Origin of the sequence: Streptosporangium canum, from assembly GCF_900113865.1 — a bacterium.
GTDB classification, from domain to species: Bacteria; Actinomycetota; Actinomycetes; order Streptosporangiales; family Streptosporangiaceae; genus Streptosporangium; species Streptosporangium canum.
Window position 1 is genome coordinate 73,922 of record NZ_FOQY01000009.1, and the last position, 14,433, is coordinate 88,354.

The 14,433-nt window shown below is 69.6% G+C and carries 16 protein-coding genes and 1 pseudogene; 6 read left to right on the forward strand and 11 right to left on the reverse strand.

Annotated elements, in window-relative coordinates; genetic code table 11:
• Nucleotides 1–127: 127 nt before the first annotated feature.
• Genes BM085_RS15590 through BM085_RS15600 form a run of 4 tightly spaced genes read right to left on the reverse strand, consistent with a single transcriptional unit; the run spans nt 128 to nt 2,846 of the window.
• Nucleotides 128–994, reverse strand: coding sequence for an ABC transporter permease (locus tag BM085_RS15590; RefSeq protein WP_093887704.1), 867 nt, complete (start codon nt 992–994; stop codon nt 128–130).
• Nucleotides 991–1,653, reverse strand: coding sequence for an ABC transporter ATP-binding protein (locus BM085_RS43045; RefSeq protein WP_143120936.1), 663 nt, complete (start codon nt 1,651–1,653; stop codon nt 991–993). Before BM085_RS43045 ends, BM085_RS15590 begins: the two co-directional genes overlap by 4 nt.
• Nucleotides 1,650–2,180 (reverse strand): efflux RND transporter periplasmic adaptor subunit, encoded by a 531-nt coding sequence (locus tag BM085_RS43050; RefSeq protein ID WP_143120937.1) that lies wholly within the window; start codon nt 2,178–2,180, stop codon nt 1,650–1,652. Before BM085_RS43050 ends, BM085_RS43045 begins: the two co-directional genes overlap by 4 nt.
• 24 nt (nt 2,181–2,204) lie before the next feature.
• Nucleotides 2,205–2,846: a peptidoglycan-binding domain-containing protein gene (locus BM085_RS15600; RefSeq protein WP_093887705.1), complete on the reverse strand. Its 642-nt coding sequence runs from the start codon at nt 2,844–2,846 to the stop codon at nt 2,205–2,207.
• A 140-nt stretch (nt 2,847–2,986) separates the two neighbouring features.
• Here BM085_RS15600 and BM085_RS15605 point away from each other — a divergent pair, with 140 nt between their 5' ends.
• The 4 genes from BM085_RS15605 to BM085_RS15615 all read left to right on the forward strand — a co-directional run bounded on the left by BM085_RS15605 (nt 2,987) and on the right by BM085_RS15615 (nt 5,261).
• Nucleotides 2,987–3,643, forward strand: a complete 657-nt coding sequence (locus BM085_RS15605; protein WP_093887706.1) for a response regulator transcription factor — start codon at nt 2,987–2,989, stop codon at nt 3,641–3,643.
• A complete protein-coding gene (locus tag BM085_RS15610; RefSeq protein WP_093887707.1) occupies nt 3,640–4,818 on the forward strand; it encodes a sensor histidine kinase in 1,179 nt (392 codons plus the stop codon). Before BM085_RS15605 ends, BM085_RS15610 begins: the two co-directional genes overlap by 4 nt.
• 110 nt (nt 4,819–4,928) lie before the next feature.
• Nucleotides 4,929–5,069: a hypothetical protein gene (locus BM085_RS44435; RefSeq protein ID WP_177245119.1), complete on the forward strand. Its 141-nt coding sequence runs from the start codon at nt 4,929–4,931 to the stop codon at nt 5,067–5,069.
• 12 nt (nt 5,070–5,081) lie between these two features.
• A complete protein-coding gene (locus BM085_RS15615; protein ID WP_093887708.1) occupies nt 5,082–5,261 on the forward strand; it encodes a hypothetical protein in 180 nt (59 codons plus the stop codon).
• On the opposite strand, the gene BM085_RS15620 is transcribed toward BM085_RS15615, so the two are convergent.
• From BM085_RS15620 to BM085_RS15630, 3 genes are read right to left on the reverse strand one after another with little or no spacing between them, the layout of a single operon-like run.
• Entirely contained in the window at nt 5,242–5,883 is a 642-nt protein-coding gene (locus BM085_RS15620) for a response regulator transcription factor (RefSeq protein WP_093887709.1), read from the reverse strand. The two genes, BM085_RS15615 and BM085_RS15620, sit on opposite strands and share 20 nt — an antisense overlap.
• Nucleotides 5,880–7,145 carry a sensor histidine kinase gene (locus BM085_RS15625; protein WP_143120938.1) on the reverse strand — a complete coding sequence of 422 codons (1,266 nt, stop codon included), beginning with the start codon at nt 7,143–7,145 and terminating at the stop codon, nt 5,880–5,882. Before BM085_RS15625 ends, BM085_RS15620 begins: the two co-directional genes overlap by 4 nt.
• A gap of 8 nt (nt 7,146–7,153) precedes the next feature.
• Entirely contained in the window at nt 7,154–8,131 is a 978-nt protein-coding gene (locus BM085_RS15630) for a hypothetical protein (protein ID WP_093887711.1), read from the reverse strand.
• A 296-nt stretch (nt 8,132–8,427) separates the two neighbouring features.
• Between BM085_RS15630 and BM085_RS15635 the strand changes: the two are divergent.
• Nucleotides 8,428–8,733 (forward strand): annotated as a pseudogene (locus BM085_RS15635) (transposase); the annotation flags it as partial.
• Nucleotides 8,734–9,638: 905 nt separating this feature from the next.
• Entirely contained in the window at nt 9,639–10,160 is a 522-nt protein-coding gene (locus BM085_RS15645) for a DoxX family protein (RefSeq protein WP_245789342.1), read from the forward strand.
• 206 nt (nt 10,161–10,366) lie between these two features.
• Here the strand turns inward: BM085_RS15645 and BM085_RS15650 are convergent, their stop codons facing one another.
• From BM085_RS15650 to BM085_RS15665, 4 genes are all read right to left on the reverse strand, one after another.
• Entirely contained in the window at nt 10,367–11,239 is an 873-nt protein-coding gene (locus BM085_RS15650) for a D-alanyl-D-alanine carboxypeptidase family protein (RefSeq protein WP_093887713.1), read from the reverse strand.
• A gap of 70 nt (nt 11,240–11,309) precedes the next feature.
• Entirely contained in the window at nt 11,310–12,554 is a 1,245-nt protein-coding gene (locus BM085_RS15655; protein ID WP_093887714.1) for a sensor histidine kinase, read from the reverse strand.
• Nucleotides 12,551–13,240 (reverse strand): two-component system response regulator CseB, encoded by a 690-nt coding sequence (gene cseB, locus BM085_RS15660; protein WP_093887715.1) that lies wholly within the window; start codon nt 13,238–13,240, stop codon nt 12,551–12,553. The genes BM085_RS15655 and cseB overlap by 4 nt, the downstream gene beginning before the upstream one ends.
• 15 nt (nt 13,241–13,255) lie before the next feature.
• Nucleotides 13,256–14,431 carry an ABC transporter permease gene (locus BM085_RS15665; RefSeq protein ID WP_093887716.1) on the reverse strand — a complete coding sequence of 392 codons (1,176 nt, stop codon included), beginning with the start codon at nt 14,429–14,431 and terminating at the stop codon, nt 13,256–13,258.
• Nucleotides 14,432–14,433 lie beyond the last annotated feature (2 nt).

Consider the following 14,433-nt stretch of genomic DNA (forward strand, 5'->3'; position numbering starts at 1 on the left):
GGCGACCATGCAAGCGGATGGGGCACGACAGGGCCGCGCTGATCTATCAGCACGCGACGCGAGACGCCGACCACAAGACCACAGCGCCTGCCGGGCAGGGGTGCCCCGGCAGGCGCTGGTCACGGTGTCAGCTTGCCGCCAGGGCCACGGTGGGGGCCAGACGGGAGGCCCTGATCGCCGGGTAGATCCCGGCGATCGCACCGACGGCCAGCGTGGCGGCAAGGGCGCTGGCCAGCACCCAGGTGGGCACCGTGGGCGGCCAGCCCCGCGACAGCGCGTACCCGGTAGTCACCAGGGTGCCGAGCGCGAGCCCTGCCACTCCGCCGAGCACCGACAGCAGCAGCGACTCCGTCAGGAACTGGATCCTGATCTGCCCCCGTGTGGCGCCGAGCGCCCGGCGCAGCCCGATCTCCTTGCGGCGCTCCAGCACCGAGATCACCATCGTGTTGGCCACGCCCACGCCGCCGACGAGCAGTGCGACCGCGCCGAGTCCGAGCAGCAGGTTGGTGAAGGTACCCGCGGCGGCGGCGCGGGCGACCAGCGCGTCCGACGGGCGGGAGACCGCGATCTCGTGCGGCCGCTCCGGGCTGACCGTCCGGGCAAGCATGCCCCTGACCTGCTCCACCGTCTCCTCGCTCGACCGCTCGTAGACGGTGGTGGGATGGCCGTCGAAGCCGAGCCGCTCCCGCGCCGCCGGGAACCCGATCAGCGCGGCCCGGTCGATCTCCGGCGCGAGCGGCAGCGAGGCGAGGATCCCGGTCACGGTGAACCACCGCTCGCCCACCCGCAGCAGGTTGGTGCCGAGCTGGTCGAGCTGACGCAGCAGCTGTTCCTGACCGGAGGCCGAAATACCGATCACCGAGATCATCGTCGCGATGCCGATGGCGATGCCGAGCGCGGACATCACCACGCGTGAGGTTCTGGCCCGCAGGCCCGCGGCGCCGACCCTGGCGACGTCGCGCGGCCGCAGGCGAGCGGGTACGAGCGAGTTCATGACTCCTCCCTGATGGTGCCGTCCTGGATGCGGACCCGTCTCGGGCACCACTGGGCGATGTCCATGTCGTGGGTGATCATGACGATGGTGGTGCCCGCAGTGTGGAGCTCACGCAGGATGGCGAGCACCTGTCGGCCCGAGGCGGAGTCGAGGTTGCCGGTGGGTTCGTCGGCCAGCAGCAGCGGCGGGTCGCCGACGACGGCTCGGGCGATGGCCACGCGCTGCTGCTCGCCGCCGGACAGCTGGTGCGGGCGGTGGCCCAGCCGGTGGCCGAGACCGACGCGTTCCAGCGCGGCCCGAGCGCGTTCGCGGCGTTCGGCCAGTGGGCGTCCCGCGTAGAGGAGGCCGTCGGCCACGTTGTCGACGATCGAGACCCCGGCGGCCAGGTGGAACTGCTGGAATACGAAGCCCAGGTGGAGCGCGCGCAGAGCGGACAGCTGGCGGTCGGTCAGCCTGCCGATGTCGTGCCCGGCGACGCGGATGGTGCCGGATGTGGGGCGGTCCAGGGTGCCGAGGAGGTTGAGCAGCGTCGACTTGCCCGACCCGGATGGGCCGATGATGGCCAGCAGCTCGCCCTTGGCGACCTTCAGGTTCACGCCGCGCAGCGCTTCAACGGTGCCATTGTGGCGTTCGCTGACGTTCTCGACCTCAATGATCATTCGGCAGGAACCCCGACCCTCATACCCGCTTCCAGCCCGGGGCCGGAGATCTCGACGCGGCCTCCGCCGTACACACCGGTCTTGATGGGCACGACGCGCCCGCCGATCTCCAGGCCGTAACCGCCGCCGGCGGTGGCCAGCAGCGCCTCGACGGGAACACTGAGGACGTTGCGCCTGCTGGTGCTCTCCAGCAGCACGGTGACGGGTGTCTGGTCGGCGATCCCGCTCCTGACCTTGGCGAGCCGGACGCCGACGTCGATGATGGCGATGCCCTCGCGTGGCTTGGCCACGTCGCCGACCATGACCACCTTCCCGGCCGTCGTGCCGCCGCCGGGCAGCTCCACCTTCACCTTGGCGCCCTTCCTGGCCATCGCTTGGTCGGCGACGTCCAGGTCGAGGTGGACGAGGCGGTCGGTGCCGGTCACGGTGAACACCTGGCGGCCGGGTGCGACGCTGTCGCCGACGGCCACGCCCGCCTTCGCGATCCTGACCTTCGACGGCAGGAACACGACCTGCTCGGCGTTCACGACTCCGGTCTGCGGGAGGCCGGCTCATTTCTGCCATGCCCGTACGGCACGCGCGGTGGCCCACGAGAACCGGTCGTCGACGGTGACGTCCTCGCCGTGGCCGAGCGCTCTCAGGGCCGTCTCCAGCTGGCGAACGTCGGGCCCGTCCTTGACGCCCTGGCGGAGCGGCCGGTAAAGCGGCAGCCTGCCGTACATCAGCACGACGGGCTTGCGGTCCACGCGGTAGAGCACCTGGCCCTGGCGCAGGGGCCGGCCAGAGGCGGCCACCGCCGTGACGGTCCCGGTTGTCTGGCCGCGCACGACCCGCTCCCCCGAAAAGATGATCTTTCCGGAGAGCGAGACCGTGTCGGTCAGGTCGCCGCGGACGATCTCCGCCGTGGCCTGCGGCGGCGAGGGGGCGGCGTCCACCTTCTTGGCCGTCCCTCCAGCCTCCTTCCATTTGGCGCAGGTCTGCTGTGCCTTGTCGAAAGCGACAGCGTCCTTGATCGGGTAGCCCTCGCTGCCGATGGTGTCCGGGTAGTCGCCGATGCCGTTGTCACGCATGCACCGGGCGAATTTCACCTCGGCGTCGGAGGCGGGGAGCGGCTGCTGGGCCTGGGGCGCGGCCTGCTGGCCGGAACACGCGGTGGCCAGGGCGAGCAGAAGCAAGGCGGTGAGCTTCTTCATGGATCTCCTGGATTCGGTCAGCAGTGAATGCGAATCGAGTAGACCCGGATCGTCTTAACAGGGCGGTTACGCAATCCTGTTATGTCGGTGTTATGCCTCACTTGGAAGGTTGAGCGCGCTCAGATGAAGGAGGGCCTCCCTTGCGCGTACTGATCGTCGAGGACGAACAGATGCTCGCGGACTCGATCGCCGAAGGGCTGCGTGCCGAGGCGCTCGCCGTGGACGTCGCCTACGACGGGGAGACCGCGCTCGAACAGCTCGGCGTCAACGACTACGACGTACTCGTCCTGGACCGTGACCTGCCCGGCGTGCACGGCGACGACGTCGCCAGGACCGTGGTCGGGTCGGAGCTCGCGGTGCGAGTGCTCATGCTCACCGCCGCCTCGGACGTGTCGTCCAGGGTCTCGGGGCTGTCGCTGGGCGCCGACGACTACCTCACCAAGCCGTTCGCCTTCGAGGAGTTGCTGGCCCGCATCCACGCACTGGGCCGGCGCGCGCACCGCGCCGATCCGCCGCAACTGGAGCGCTCAGGGATCCGGCTGGACCAGGCCCGCTGCGAGGTCCACCGTGACGGGCGCTACGTCGCGCTGGCCCGCAAGGAGTTCGCTCTGCTCGCCGAGCTGCTGAAGGCCGACGGCGCCGTCGTCTCCGCCGAGGAACTGCTGGAGAAGGCGTGGGACGAGAACGCCGACCCCTTCACCAACACCGTGCGGGTGACGATGATGCGCCTGCGCCGCAAACTGGGCGAACCGCAGATCATCGAGACCGTCCAGGGAGCGGGGTACCGGATTTCATGAAGCTGTCCGTCCGCCTGCGGCTCACGCTGCTCTACAGCGGCATCTTCTTCGTCGTCGGCCTGCTGCTGCTGGGCATCAGCTACATGATCGTCCGTGGCATCCTGGACGACACCCGCCTCAGGCTGCAGGCCGCTCCCGAGTTCGTGCCCAATCACGTCATCCTGGAGCCGAGCGGGAAGCTGGTGCTGGTCAACGTCTCCAGACGGGACATGCTCAACGCCCAGCAGAACTACGAGCAGGCGACGATGGCCCGCTTCCTCCTCCAGGCCGGGCTGGTCGTCACCCTGCTGGGAGTGCTCGCCACGACCGCGGGCTGGGTGCTGAGCGGGCGCGTCCTCAGGCCCCTCTACCAGGTCACCGACACCGCGCGGCGGGTCGCCAACGGCCACAACCTCAACGAGCGCATCGCCTACAGCGGCTCCCACCATGACGTGAAGGACCTGGCTGACACTTTCGACCTGATGCTCGCCCGCTTGGCCCACGCCTTCGACGTGCAGAAACGGTTCGTCGCCAACGCCTCCCACGAGCTGCGCACACCCCTGACGATCAACCGTACGCTGGTGGACGTGGCCCTGCGCAGGCCCGACGCCACCCCTGATACCCAGCGGCTCGGCGAATCACTACTGGTTGTCAACACCCGGCACGAGCGCCTCATCGACGGCCTGCTCACGCTGGCCGAGAGCGACAGGCCCGTCCTGGAACGCCATCAGTCCGTGGACCTGGCCGAGGTCGCCTCCTACGTCGTCGACCATGCCGGCGAGGAGTCCGACGCCAAGGCCATCGTCCTGCACCAGGCGCTGGCATCCGCGCCGGCCAAAGGTGACCCCATCCTGCTCGAACGGCTGGTACAGAACCTCGTGGAGAACGCCATCAGGCACAACGTCCAGGGCGGCGAGGTCTGGGTGACCACCAGGCTCAGCGACGGCGAAGCGGAGGTGTCCGTGGCCAACACCGGCCCGATCGTGCCCGCCTACGACCTGGAAGCGATCTTCGAGCCATTCCGCCGCCTGCGGACCGACCGGGTGCGCTCCGACCGCGGCACCGGGCTGGGCCTGTCCATCGTGCGCGCCACGGCCCAAGCTCACAAGGGCACGGTGGTGGCCGAACCGCGCGAGGAAGGCGGGCTGACGGTGACCGTGCGCCTGCCCTCATCGGCCTCGTCGCCCCTGTCGTGACGCTGTTGCCGACATAACCTGCGACGTACCGAGCGAACAGAGTCCCGACGACGGAAAACTCGCCTCCGCAGTTCCTCCCATGGGGATCCTTGTGGGATGGCTGAAAGTCGATGCCCATCGCCCGGAAAGCACCGCGGAACGTCAAGGAAGAGCGCAAGGAGCGAGCGAGCGCCTGGCTGGCCGCGTTCGTCATCGGTCTGCCCGCGCTGGGCCTGGTCGCGGTGATCGTCGCGTTGCGGGGGCGGTCGTAGGAGCTGTTCTCGGTGGCGTACCTGGCGCTGTTCATGCCGGCCTACCTCGCAGGCCTGATCCTGCTCGCCCCGCTGCGCCTCCGGCCGGACTGGCTGCGCGCGCTGGTGGCGGCCGTGGCCGTGTACGCGATCGCACCCCAGGGGCCTGGACGCGATGCGCGTGAGTCGGTGCCTAACGCTCGCCCGGAGTGACAACGCCGGATTCGTACGCCAGCACCACCGCCTGGACCCGGTCGCGCAGCCCGAGCTTCGTCAGGATGCGCCCCACGTGGGTCTTGACCGTGGTCTCCGACAAGAACAGCTCGCCCCCGATCTCGGCGTTGGACGCGCCTCCGGCCAGGCTGAGGAAGACTTCACGCTCACGCTCCGTGAGCACCTTGAGCACGGCGTCCGGGTCGGTGTCGGCCTTCGCGACGAGCCGCCCGACGAGCCGGCGGGTCGTGGCGGGCGCGATGATCGAGTCACCCCGGTGCACGTGCCGGATCGCAGCGATGATCTCCTCACCCGGCGCGTCCTTCAGCATGAACCCGCTCGCACCGGCGCGCAGCGCGGCCAGGGCGTGCTCGTCGAGATCGAACGTGGTCAACACCAGCACCTTCGGCGGGTCGTCCAGCCGCTGGATCTCCCTGGTGGCGATGACACCGTCCATTCGGGGCATACGGATGTCCATCACCACCACGTCGACGTGCCGCGACTCCAGCGCCAACAGGGCCGCCAGGCCGTCAGCGGCCTCGGCGACCACCTCCATGTCGGGCTGGGACCTGACGACCATGGTCAGGCCGTTGCGCAGCAGCTCCTGATCGTCGACGATCATGATCCGGATGATGGGAGACTCCTCGACTCATAAGGCAGGGTGGCCGACAGTTCGAAGCCGGCGCCGGAGCGTCTGCCGGCCTCCAGGGTGCCTCCCACCATGCTGAGACGTTCGCGCATCCCGGTCAGCCCGACGCCGGCCTCTCCGGCGGGCGGCCCGGCGCCGTCGTTCGTGATGGTGATGTGCAGTCTGTCCGCGCGCCAGGCCAGCGTCATGCCGGCGGCGGCCGTCGCCCCCGCGTGTTTGATCACGTTGGTCAGTCCCTCTTGGATAACACGATAGGCGGTCAGGTCGACGGCGGGGCGCAGCGGCCGGGCGTCCCCGACCTCCTGTACGGCGAGCCGTACGCCTGTGCCGCGCACCTGGTCGAGCAGGTCGGAGAGATCGCCGAGTCCCGGTTGCGGAGTGGTGCCGCCGTCGGCGCGTAGCACGCCCAGGAGCCCGCGCATGTCGCGCAGGGCCTCGCGCCCGACCCCGGCGATGGTGGCGAACACACCCGCCCCGGGCGAGCCGGGGTCGGACAGCCTACCGCCTTCCGCCTGGCTGACCATGACGGCGAGCGAGTGGGACACCACGTCGTGCATCTCGCGGCTGATGCGGTCGCGCTCCGCCCGCGCCGCCTCTTGCCGCTCCCGCGCACGGTCGGCCTCCGCGCGCTCGGCCTTCGCTCTGAGCTCGGACAGGAACAACACCCGGATCCGGCTGAGGCGGCCCAGCGACCATAGGCACGCCGCTGCGGCGACCAGGCCGACCGACAGCCCGATCCGCCACGCGACCAGCTCGTAGGAGCCCGACGAGCCGCCCCATGAGGCCGGATTCCACAGACGCGCCAGGATCAGAGCCACACCCGTCAGGGCGACGGCCAGACAGGCCAGGCTGGGCAGCAGGTCGAGCCGGCCGGAGACCGTGTAGAGCAGCAGCCCGAAGACCAGCGTGCTCGGCAGCAGCACCGCCGAATAGTAGGCGCCGCCCGGGTCATGCAGGGGCGGCAGTGCCACCAGCAGCAGCATCGCCGCGGCGGCCAGGCCGTACGCCACCAGCGGGCGCAGCCGACGCGGAACGACGCACCCGTGCAGCACAAGCAGGCCGAGACCCGCGAGCAGGCGGAGCGGCGGAGGACTGTCCGAGGCCCGGAGCAGGCTCAACGAGACCAGGCCGAGCGGCAGGAAGAGCAGGACCGCGAGCAGGGCATCGGTGCTCACCTGATGCCGGTCGAGAAACGAGTCCACCGCGGCGTCGGAAGATGACGGGGACTCTCGCACGCCCACCATTATGGTCGGCGTGCGTGAACGAGGTGCCGGCGGCGGAAGAGGTACGCCAGCGCGGCCACCGCCAGAGCCGCACCCCACAGCGGCCACAACATTTCCGGCAGCCAGGCCCCCAGTTCGTTGTCCGCCCCCGCAGGGCCGACCTGCTCGCCGGTGAGCTTCTTGCGGACGTACATCAGTCCGGCGGAAGTGATGGGGAGGGAGACGGCCAGAGCCGAGTAGGCCGGGAGCCTCGCCGGAATCGGACGCCCGCGCAGGAACGGCGCCCAGCGCGGCCAGATCTCGCCCCACGGCCGGACCAAGCCAACGGTCAGGACCGCACCGATGAGACCGAGCGTGCTGAGACCGGCGCCGATCGGGGTGATCTCGGCGATGTGGGCCAGGAACTGGTCGCTGATCCCGACAGGCACGCCCAGCAGCCAGCCGAAGCGGGTGACGGCGTAGACGACGGGGACGGCGACCGCGACGGCGGTCGCGTACTGCCCGACCCGTAGCGCGCCGGCGGCGCTACCGGGCCGCCCGGCCCCTGCGATCAGCGCGCGCGTCCCCAGGATCATCAGGCTGACGCCGGCCGCCATCAGGATGAGCAGGTTGACGCTCGGCCACGTGAGCATGGTCGCGATCATCGAGAACTCGGCCTGGCCGGCGAGCGCGGCAACCAGCATCACCGGCAGATACCCAGCGGTCATCATGATGCGCACGTCAGGCAGGAGCACCGCCAGGCCGACGCCGACCGCGATGGCCACGACGGCGGGGGCCCGGTTGAGCGCACCTCTGACGGCGAGCACGGCGACGACGCCGGCCACCAGCGCCGACACCGCGAGCACGGCCCCGCCGGCCGCCGCTGGAAGAGGGTCGAGCAGGGTGTTGCCCGAGCCCGCACGGCCGGCGTCGAAGGGATATGCGGGCCCTCCGACAGCCCAGAGCAGGCTGAGGGGCAGATAGCTCACCGCCCAGACGGCGATGATCAGGATCGGCACGATTGCGAGGCGGTTTCGTGGGGGAGAGGTGGTCACCCGGCCCAATTTGCCGCCGCGGAGGTGCCCCGCACATCGTCACCGGGTCTCGGCCGGCTCCTCCGGAGGTCGCGACGGCGTCGTCCTGGAGGATGACGCTCGACCGCCTGGTCGGCGAGAGCGGGGCGCCCCAAGCTGGAAGGGTTGCGTCCACGGACGTGGTGTATGAGTTTCCCGAGGTAGTAGGCGTGGCGTCGTGAAATGAGGACGGCCATCGCGTGATCCTTCGAGTGCGAAGATCAAGTTCGAAGGATCACGCGATGGCCGTACCCGACAGTGTGGACCCCACCGCGTGGCCGGCGGAGCAGATCGATCATGGCAATCCGGATCCGTTGCGATCCATGGTGAAGGCCATGGCCGAGACGCCTGTGTCGGCCGAGGCCGACGGCCTGTGCGGAGCCGAGTACGGCCGGCGTAGCGACGAGCGAACCAACTCCCGTAACGGCTACCGCACCCGCGACTGGGACACCCACGCAGGAACCGTGGAACTCGCCATTGCGAAACTGCGCTCGGTCTCCTACTTCCCCGACTGGCTGCTGGAGCGGCGCCGCCTTGACCGACGAGCGGCAGCGGGAGGTGGCCCGCAAGCTCGACGACCTCGCCCGTGGGGCCCTGGCGAAGGGATCGGGCACGCAACGGGCACGGAAGCGGAAGAAGGCCGAATGAAGATCGGAGCCCAGGTTACGACAGCATGCCTGACCTGGGTTTTTGTGCGTCCGAGAGGGAGTGGAGCCTAGGAGATTCGAACTCCTGACATCCTGCTTGCAAATCAGTCGGATCTTGGACCGTACAGGCGGTGAGCCGGGCGGCGGGCTCCTGGGAGTGACCGTGACTGACCGCTGTTGACCGCCCCTGATGGCCCGCTAATGGCCCGGCGACCTGGGAGAGGCCTGCGAGCCCGTCGCCCGCCACCGACGCGCGAGGAATCGACCGCCCGACCGCAACCCACGAAAGAGAAGCCGGACCAACCCGAAGAGAAATGCAACCTCGAACAACAGGGAACACATGAGCAGAACTTCGCTGAGCGACTCCCGATCACTCTCGTGTGCCCATTCGATGAGTACGGACGAGGCGACCATGCCCAACACGTACCCGAGCATCGTCAAAGCCTCGTTGTACCCGGTTCGCATGTGTTGATCTTAGGCCTGCCTCAATGCTCAAGGCTCTACCAAACGGGCCGGGGACCACACCACGAGCAGCTACATGAGTGCCTCCATAGGCCGTCGTTGTCTGACGTCTGCAAGTTAACGTCGAGATGAAGTCAGACCAGCACGAGGACGGGCGTGCCGGGGCGTGAGACACGGTCATGCGGTATCGCACTTCGGGCCGCTCCGGTATGCGGGTCGCCTCCTCTCGCTCGACGCGGCGGACGAAGGCGCGATCGACCGCGCGCAGGCCGAGGCGGCACCTCATTGGGTAGCGACACTATCCATTATTGGATAGTGTGACTATCGAAAGGTGGGTGAGTTTCATGACCGTGATCGTCCTTGTCCTGGCCACTCTGGGTTTCCGCCTGCTGGGGGCGCTGTCGGGGCCGGCCCGTTTCGCCACCTGGCGAGTGAGCACCGCGCATGGACTGGCCGTCATGCTGGTGATGACGGCCAGTGCGCACTTCGTACCGCCGGGTGTGAGCTTCATGCCGAACCACGCCGACATGCTGGCCATGGTCCCGCCGATCATCCCGTTCCCGGCATTCGTGGTTTACCTGACCGGCGTTCTGGAACTGGCGGGAGCAGCGGGGCTGGTCCTGCCGGGCACCCAGCGGGCGGCTGGTCTGTGCTTGGCGCTGCTGTTCGTGCTCATGCTCCCGGCTAACATCTACGCCGCCCTGGCCGACGTGCCCTTCGCAGGCGGTACGGCGGAGCCGCTGTGGCAGCGAGTCCCCGAGCAGATCCTCTACATCGGCGTGGCAATCTGGGCCGCAGGTCTCCCGGCGCGGCCTGCCGGCCGTACGGCTGTCACGTCGGCTGAGGGTTACCCGGCTGTACGGTGAAGAGATCAGACATGGACCACGAGCCCCGAAAACCCCATGCGGACGTACGCACCGCACCCGCCTGATCTTCCCGTCTGCCTCGTCCCACCCCGGAGGGGCAACAGCCCGGGGACGGATGATCAAGGCCGTCTTCGCGTGTACATCAGCCGGTAGACGTTCCTCGGCCATCGGAGGCCAACGATCACAGACGGCCTTGAAGGCGGCTCTTACCAGCGATTGAGCAGCCACTGCTCGACCGCCGCGCTCATCTTCCCGCCCACCTCCAGCGCCGCCACCTTGGCTGCGGCCGGGTTGGTGCCCGACGCCTGGCCGAGAATCACTCCGAGCACCAAGCGGCCCCGCACGTGGGAGGCCCACATCAGGTTGCCGCCCGCGGCGGTGCCGGAGCCGGTCTTGATGCCGATGACACCGTGCCTTCTCAGCAGCGTGTTGGTGTTGGACAGCCTTCTCGCGTCGCCGGGGACAGCGGTGTCCGCCTGCGCCACCACCTCGCGGAAGACCGGATCGCGCATCGCCTCCTTGGCCAGCTTGAGCTGGTCGGCCGCGATACTGACAGTGCTGTCCTCGTTGCCGCTGACGCCCGTGTACCTGGTGCTGGACATACCCAGACGGTGGGCGGTGGCGTTCATCCGCTCGACGAAGCGCTCCTGCGAACCGGCGTCCCAGCGGGCCAGGAGGCGGGCCACGTTGTTGCCCGACGGCACCAACATCAGCTCCAGCATGCGGCGCAGCCGTACCCGCTGGCCCTCCCTGACCGGGGCGGTGGACTCCCGCAGCGTATGAGACTCGTCGGCGGCTGTGCGGTCCACCTTGATCAGCGGGCCGTCGTCGCCGGGCCGGAGCGGGTGGCGGCGTAGGATCACGTAGGCGGTCATGACCTTCGTCACGCTGGCGATGGGCACCGGATTCGGCTCACCGCTGGCGCCCAGGCTGCCCACGCCCTCCACCTCGATCGCCGCCTGGCCCTCGGCCGGCCACGGCAGGAGTACGCCGGGCACGGTGGCCCCGGAGACGGGCGGCATGGTCGCGCAGCCGGACAGGGCGCTCGCCAGCAGGAGAAACACCAAGGAACATCGCATACCGAATACGCTGCGCCGCCCACGTGTCAATCCGGCCGTGACCGTGTTTCCGCACCGGCTTGGTCGTGTGTCAACCGTGCGTCAGCCCGGTGCTCCGACCAGCTGGTGAAGTGAGACGGAGGATGGCGACCGCGCCGCCGTCGGGGGCGTTGGCGAGGGTGAGGTCGGCACCGATGACCTCGGCCTGGCCGAAGGCGATGGCCAGGCCGAGGCCGTGCCCCTGGCCGCGTTCGGCCGCTCCGGTGCGGAACCGCTGCGGCCCGTGGGCCAGCAGCTCGTCCGGGAAGCCGGGGCCGTGATCGCGTACGACGACGGCCGTCCCTTCCACGGCGACCTCCACCGGAGGGCGTCCGTGCCGGTGGGCGTTGATGACGAGGTTGGCGATGATCCGGTCGAGACGGCGGGGGTCGGTCTCCGCGACCGGTGCGCCGGTCACCGTTACCGCCGCCTGGAGCCCGGTCCGCTGTACGGACTCCTCGACGACCTCACCGACCGGCACCGGCACGCGGTCGGCACGCTCGGCGCCCGCGTCGAGGCGGGAGATCTCCAGCAGACACTCCACCAGGGTCCGCAGCACCCGCACCCGGTCGCGTACCAGGTCGGTGACCTCGCCGTCCGGGAGCAGCTCGGCCGAGGTCATCAGGCCCATCATCGGGGTGCGCAGCTCGTGGGCGACGTCGGCGGTGAAGCGCTGCTCGCTGAGGAGGCGCCGCTGCAGGCCGGCGGCCATGGAGTTGAGCCCGGCGCCGATCTCGGCGATCTCGTCCCGGCCACCCGCATCGGTGCGGGCGGCCAGGTTGCCGTCGGCGATCTCGCGGGCGGTGCGGGCCATGCGCCGCAGCCGCCGGTTGGGGAGTTCGGCCGCCAGCACCGACAGCGGTACCACCCCGGCCAGGGCGAGCAGTGCGGCTTTGGCCATGTTGCGGTCCAGCGCGTACAGGCTGAGTAGCTCCGAACCCATCGAGATCTGTACGCTCACCGCCTGACGGCCGTCGCCGCCATACAGCTGGGCCGCCCACATCCAGGGCTCGTCCCGATGATCGAGCCCGTACCAGATCACCGTCCGGCCGGGCCGCAGCTGGGCGGCCAAAGCGTCAGGGAGCGCCGCGACGGTCACCACGTCGTCGGGCGTGCCGCCGGGCCGGTCAGCGGGGGCCAGTGACCTGTCGAGGGCTATCCGGGCTCGGGCCTCGCCGATGTCCAGGTCGCGCTGCCAGGTCGCCCGGTGAACCAGGAGCCCTACCATGGCGGCGACGACGGCGGAGGCGAGCGTGACGAGGACGGCGATCTTCCATCGCAGCGAAGCCGGATTCATGTGACGCTCAATTTGTACCCGAACCCGCGGACCGTCTCGATGCGCTCGGCGCCGACCTTCTTGCGCAGGCGCTGTACGCACAGGTCGACCACGCGGCTGTCGCCGTCCCATCCGTAGTCCCACACGGTGCGCAGCAGCGTCGCCCGTTCCAGCACGATGCCGGGATGGGCGGCGAACTCCAGCAGCAGCCGCAACTCGGTCGGGCTCAGCTCGATGCGTTGCCCCGCCCGCCGTACCTCCAGCGAACCGGTGTCGATGCTCAGCTCGCCGAAGGTGAGCACCGCACTCGCGGCGGCCTGCCCGGTCGTGGGCTGGGGCTGAGCGATGGTGGCCCGGCGCAGCAGCGAGCGGATCCTGGCCACCAGCACCGGCAGGTCGACTGGTTTGACCACATAATCGTCGGCGCCGCCCTCCAGCCCTGCGACGATATCCAGGCCGTCGCCGCGGGCCGACATCATGAGGATCGGCACCTGACTGGTTTCCCGGATCCTGCGGCACAAGCTGATGCCGTCCAGGCCGGGCAGCATCACATCCAGTAGCAGGAGGTCATGGCCGCCCGCCTGGGCCGCCTCCAGGCCGCTCAGCCCGTCAGCGGCGGTGGCCATTCGATAGCCGTAGCGTTCCAGGGCCAGGCTGACGGACGCGCGGATCACCGCGTCGTCCTCGACGAGCAGCAGGAATGTCATGAAAATGCACCATATCTACCGAAGTGCGTCGACTGGTTCCATGCGGGCGGCGCGCAGGGCCGGGTACAGGCCCGCGAGCAACCCGACGACGGCACCGGCGGCAGGTGCCATGACGGCCAGCCGCACGTCCAAAACCGGAGTCCACTGCTTGGCGGCGCAGACTGCGACGATCACGACGATCCCCACGGAAGCGCCGATGATGCCGCCGGTCAACCCGGTGAGGGTGGACTCCAGCAGGAACTGCGCGGCGACGTGGCGGCGGGCGGCGCCCAGGGCGCGGCGCAAGCCGATCTCAGCGATGCGCTCCATCACGGTCACCAGCGTGACGTTGGCGATGCCGACCGCACCGACGACCAGGGAGACCAGCCCGAGGATCAGGAAGAGTGCGTTGACATCGCCTTCCACCGCATCGCGTGCTCTGGTGGGGCTGGGCGGCGATATGACCTGGAGGAGGGCCTCGTTGCCGGGACTGAGTGCGGCCGGCGCCTGCTCGGCGATCAGTTCCGCGGCGCCGAGGCCGGTGTTGACCAGGACCCGGGTCACGATGCTCAGGCCGTAGCGCTTTCCGATGGCCGGCGGCAGCAGGACGGCGCTCGCGAGGCTCTTTTCGCGTTTCAGATCGCCGAGCACGCCGATGACGGTGTATGCCTGGGTGCCGATGAAGACGGCCGGGGCCCGTTCCAGCCGGGTGATGCCCAGCATCTTGGCCGCGTGCTGGCCCAGCACGACGACCTTGTCCCCGCGGGCGACGTGCCCGGCGTCGAAGTAGCGGCCCTCGACCATTCTGCCTTTGACCGCGGCGGGCAGGCTGGGGCTGCTGGCGACCACGGTGAGAGTCTGGTCGGTGATCCGGGTGGGGTCCACGATGTCGTTGGAGCGGACGCTGAGGTTGGCGCTCTGTTCCGACTCGGCGAGGGCAGCGGCGGAGACCACCCCGCGCAGCCGGGTCACCTGGCTGACGTCGGCCCAGTCGACCAGGGGGAACGGGTTCTCCGGGACTTCGACCGTGACGGAGGTGGCGGTCAGCTCGTCGAAACGGCCGACGATCTGGTTGCCCGCCGTCGCGGCGACGCCCAGGGTGACCACGAGCGTGGTGATGCCCAGCACGGTGCCCAACGTGGTCAGCGCCGAGCGCGCCGGGCGGGCCAGCAGGCCCGCCATGGCCTCGTTCAGCAGGTCGCGCGGGTGCACAT

Coding starts and splice junctions, on each gene's coding strand:
- BM085_RS15590 (WP_093887704.1), bottom strand. CDS start 994: ATGAACTCGCTCGTACCCGCTCGCCTGCGGCCGCGCGACGTCGCCAGG.
- BM085_RS43045 (WP_143120936.1), bottom strand. CDS start 1,653: ATGATCATTGAGGTCGAGAACGTCAGCGAACGCCACAATGGCACCGTT.
- BM085_RS15600 (WP_093887705.1), bottom strand. CDS start 2,846: ATGAAGAAGCTCACCGCCTTGCTTCTGCTCGCCCTGGCCACCGCGTGT.
- BM085_RS15610 (WP_093887707.1), top strand. CDS start 3,640: ATGAAGCTGTCCGTCCGCCTGCGGCTCACGCTGCTCTACAGCGGCATC.
- BM085_RS44435 (WP_177245119.1), top strand. CDS start 4,929: ATGCCCATCGCCCGGAAAGCACCGCGGAACGTCAAGGAAGAGCGCAAG.
- BM085_RS15620 (WP_093887709.1), bottom strand. CDS start 5,883: ATGATCGTCGACGATCAGGAGCTGCTGCGCAACGGCCTGACCATGGTC.
- BM085_RS15645 (WP_245789342.1), top strand. CDS start 9,639: ATGACCGTGATCGTCCTTGTCCTGGCCACTCTGGGTTTCCGCCTGCTG.
- BM085_RS15650 (WP_093887713.1), bottom strand. CDS start 11,239: ATGCGATGTTCCTTGGTGTTTCTCCTGCTGGCGAGCGCCCTGTCCGGC.
- BM085_RS15655 (WP_093887714.1), bottom strand. CDS start 12,554: ATGAATCCGGCTTCGCTGCGATGGAAGATCGCCGTCCTCGTCACGCTC.
- cseB (WP_093887715.1), bottom strand. CDS start 13,240: ATGACATTCCTGCTGCTCGTCGAGGACGACGCGGTGATCCGCGCGTCC.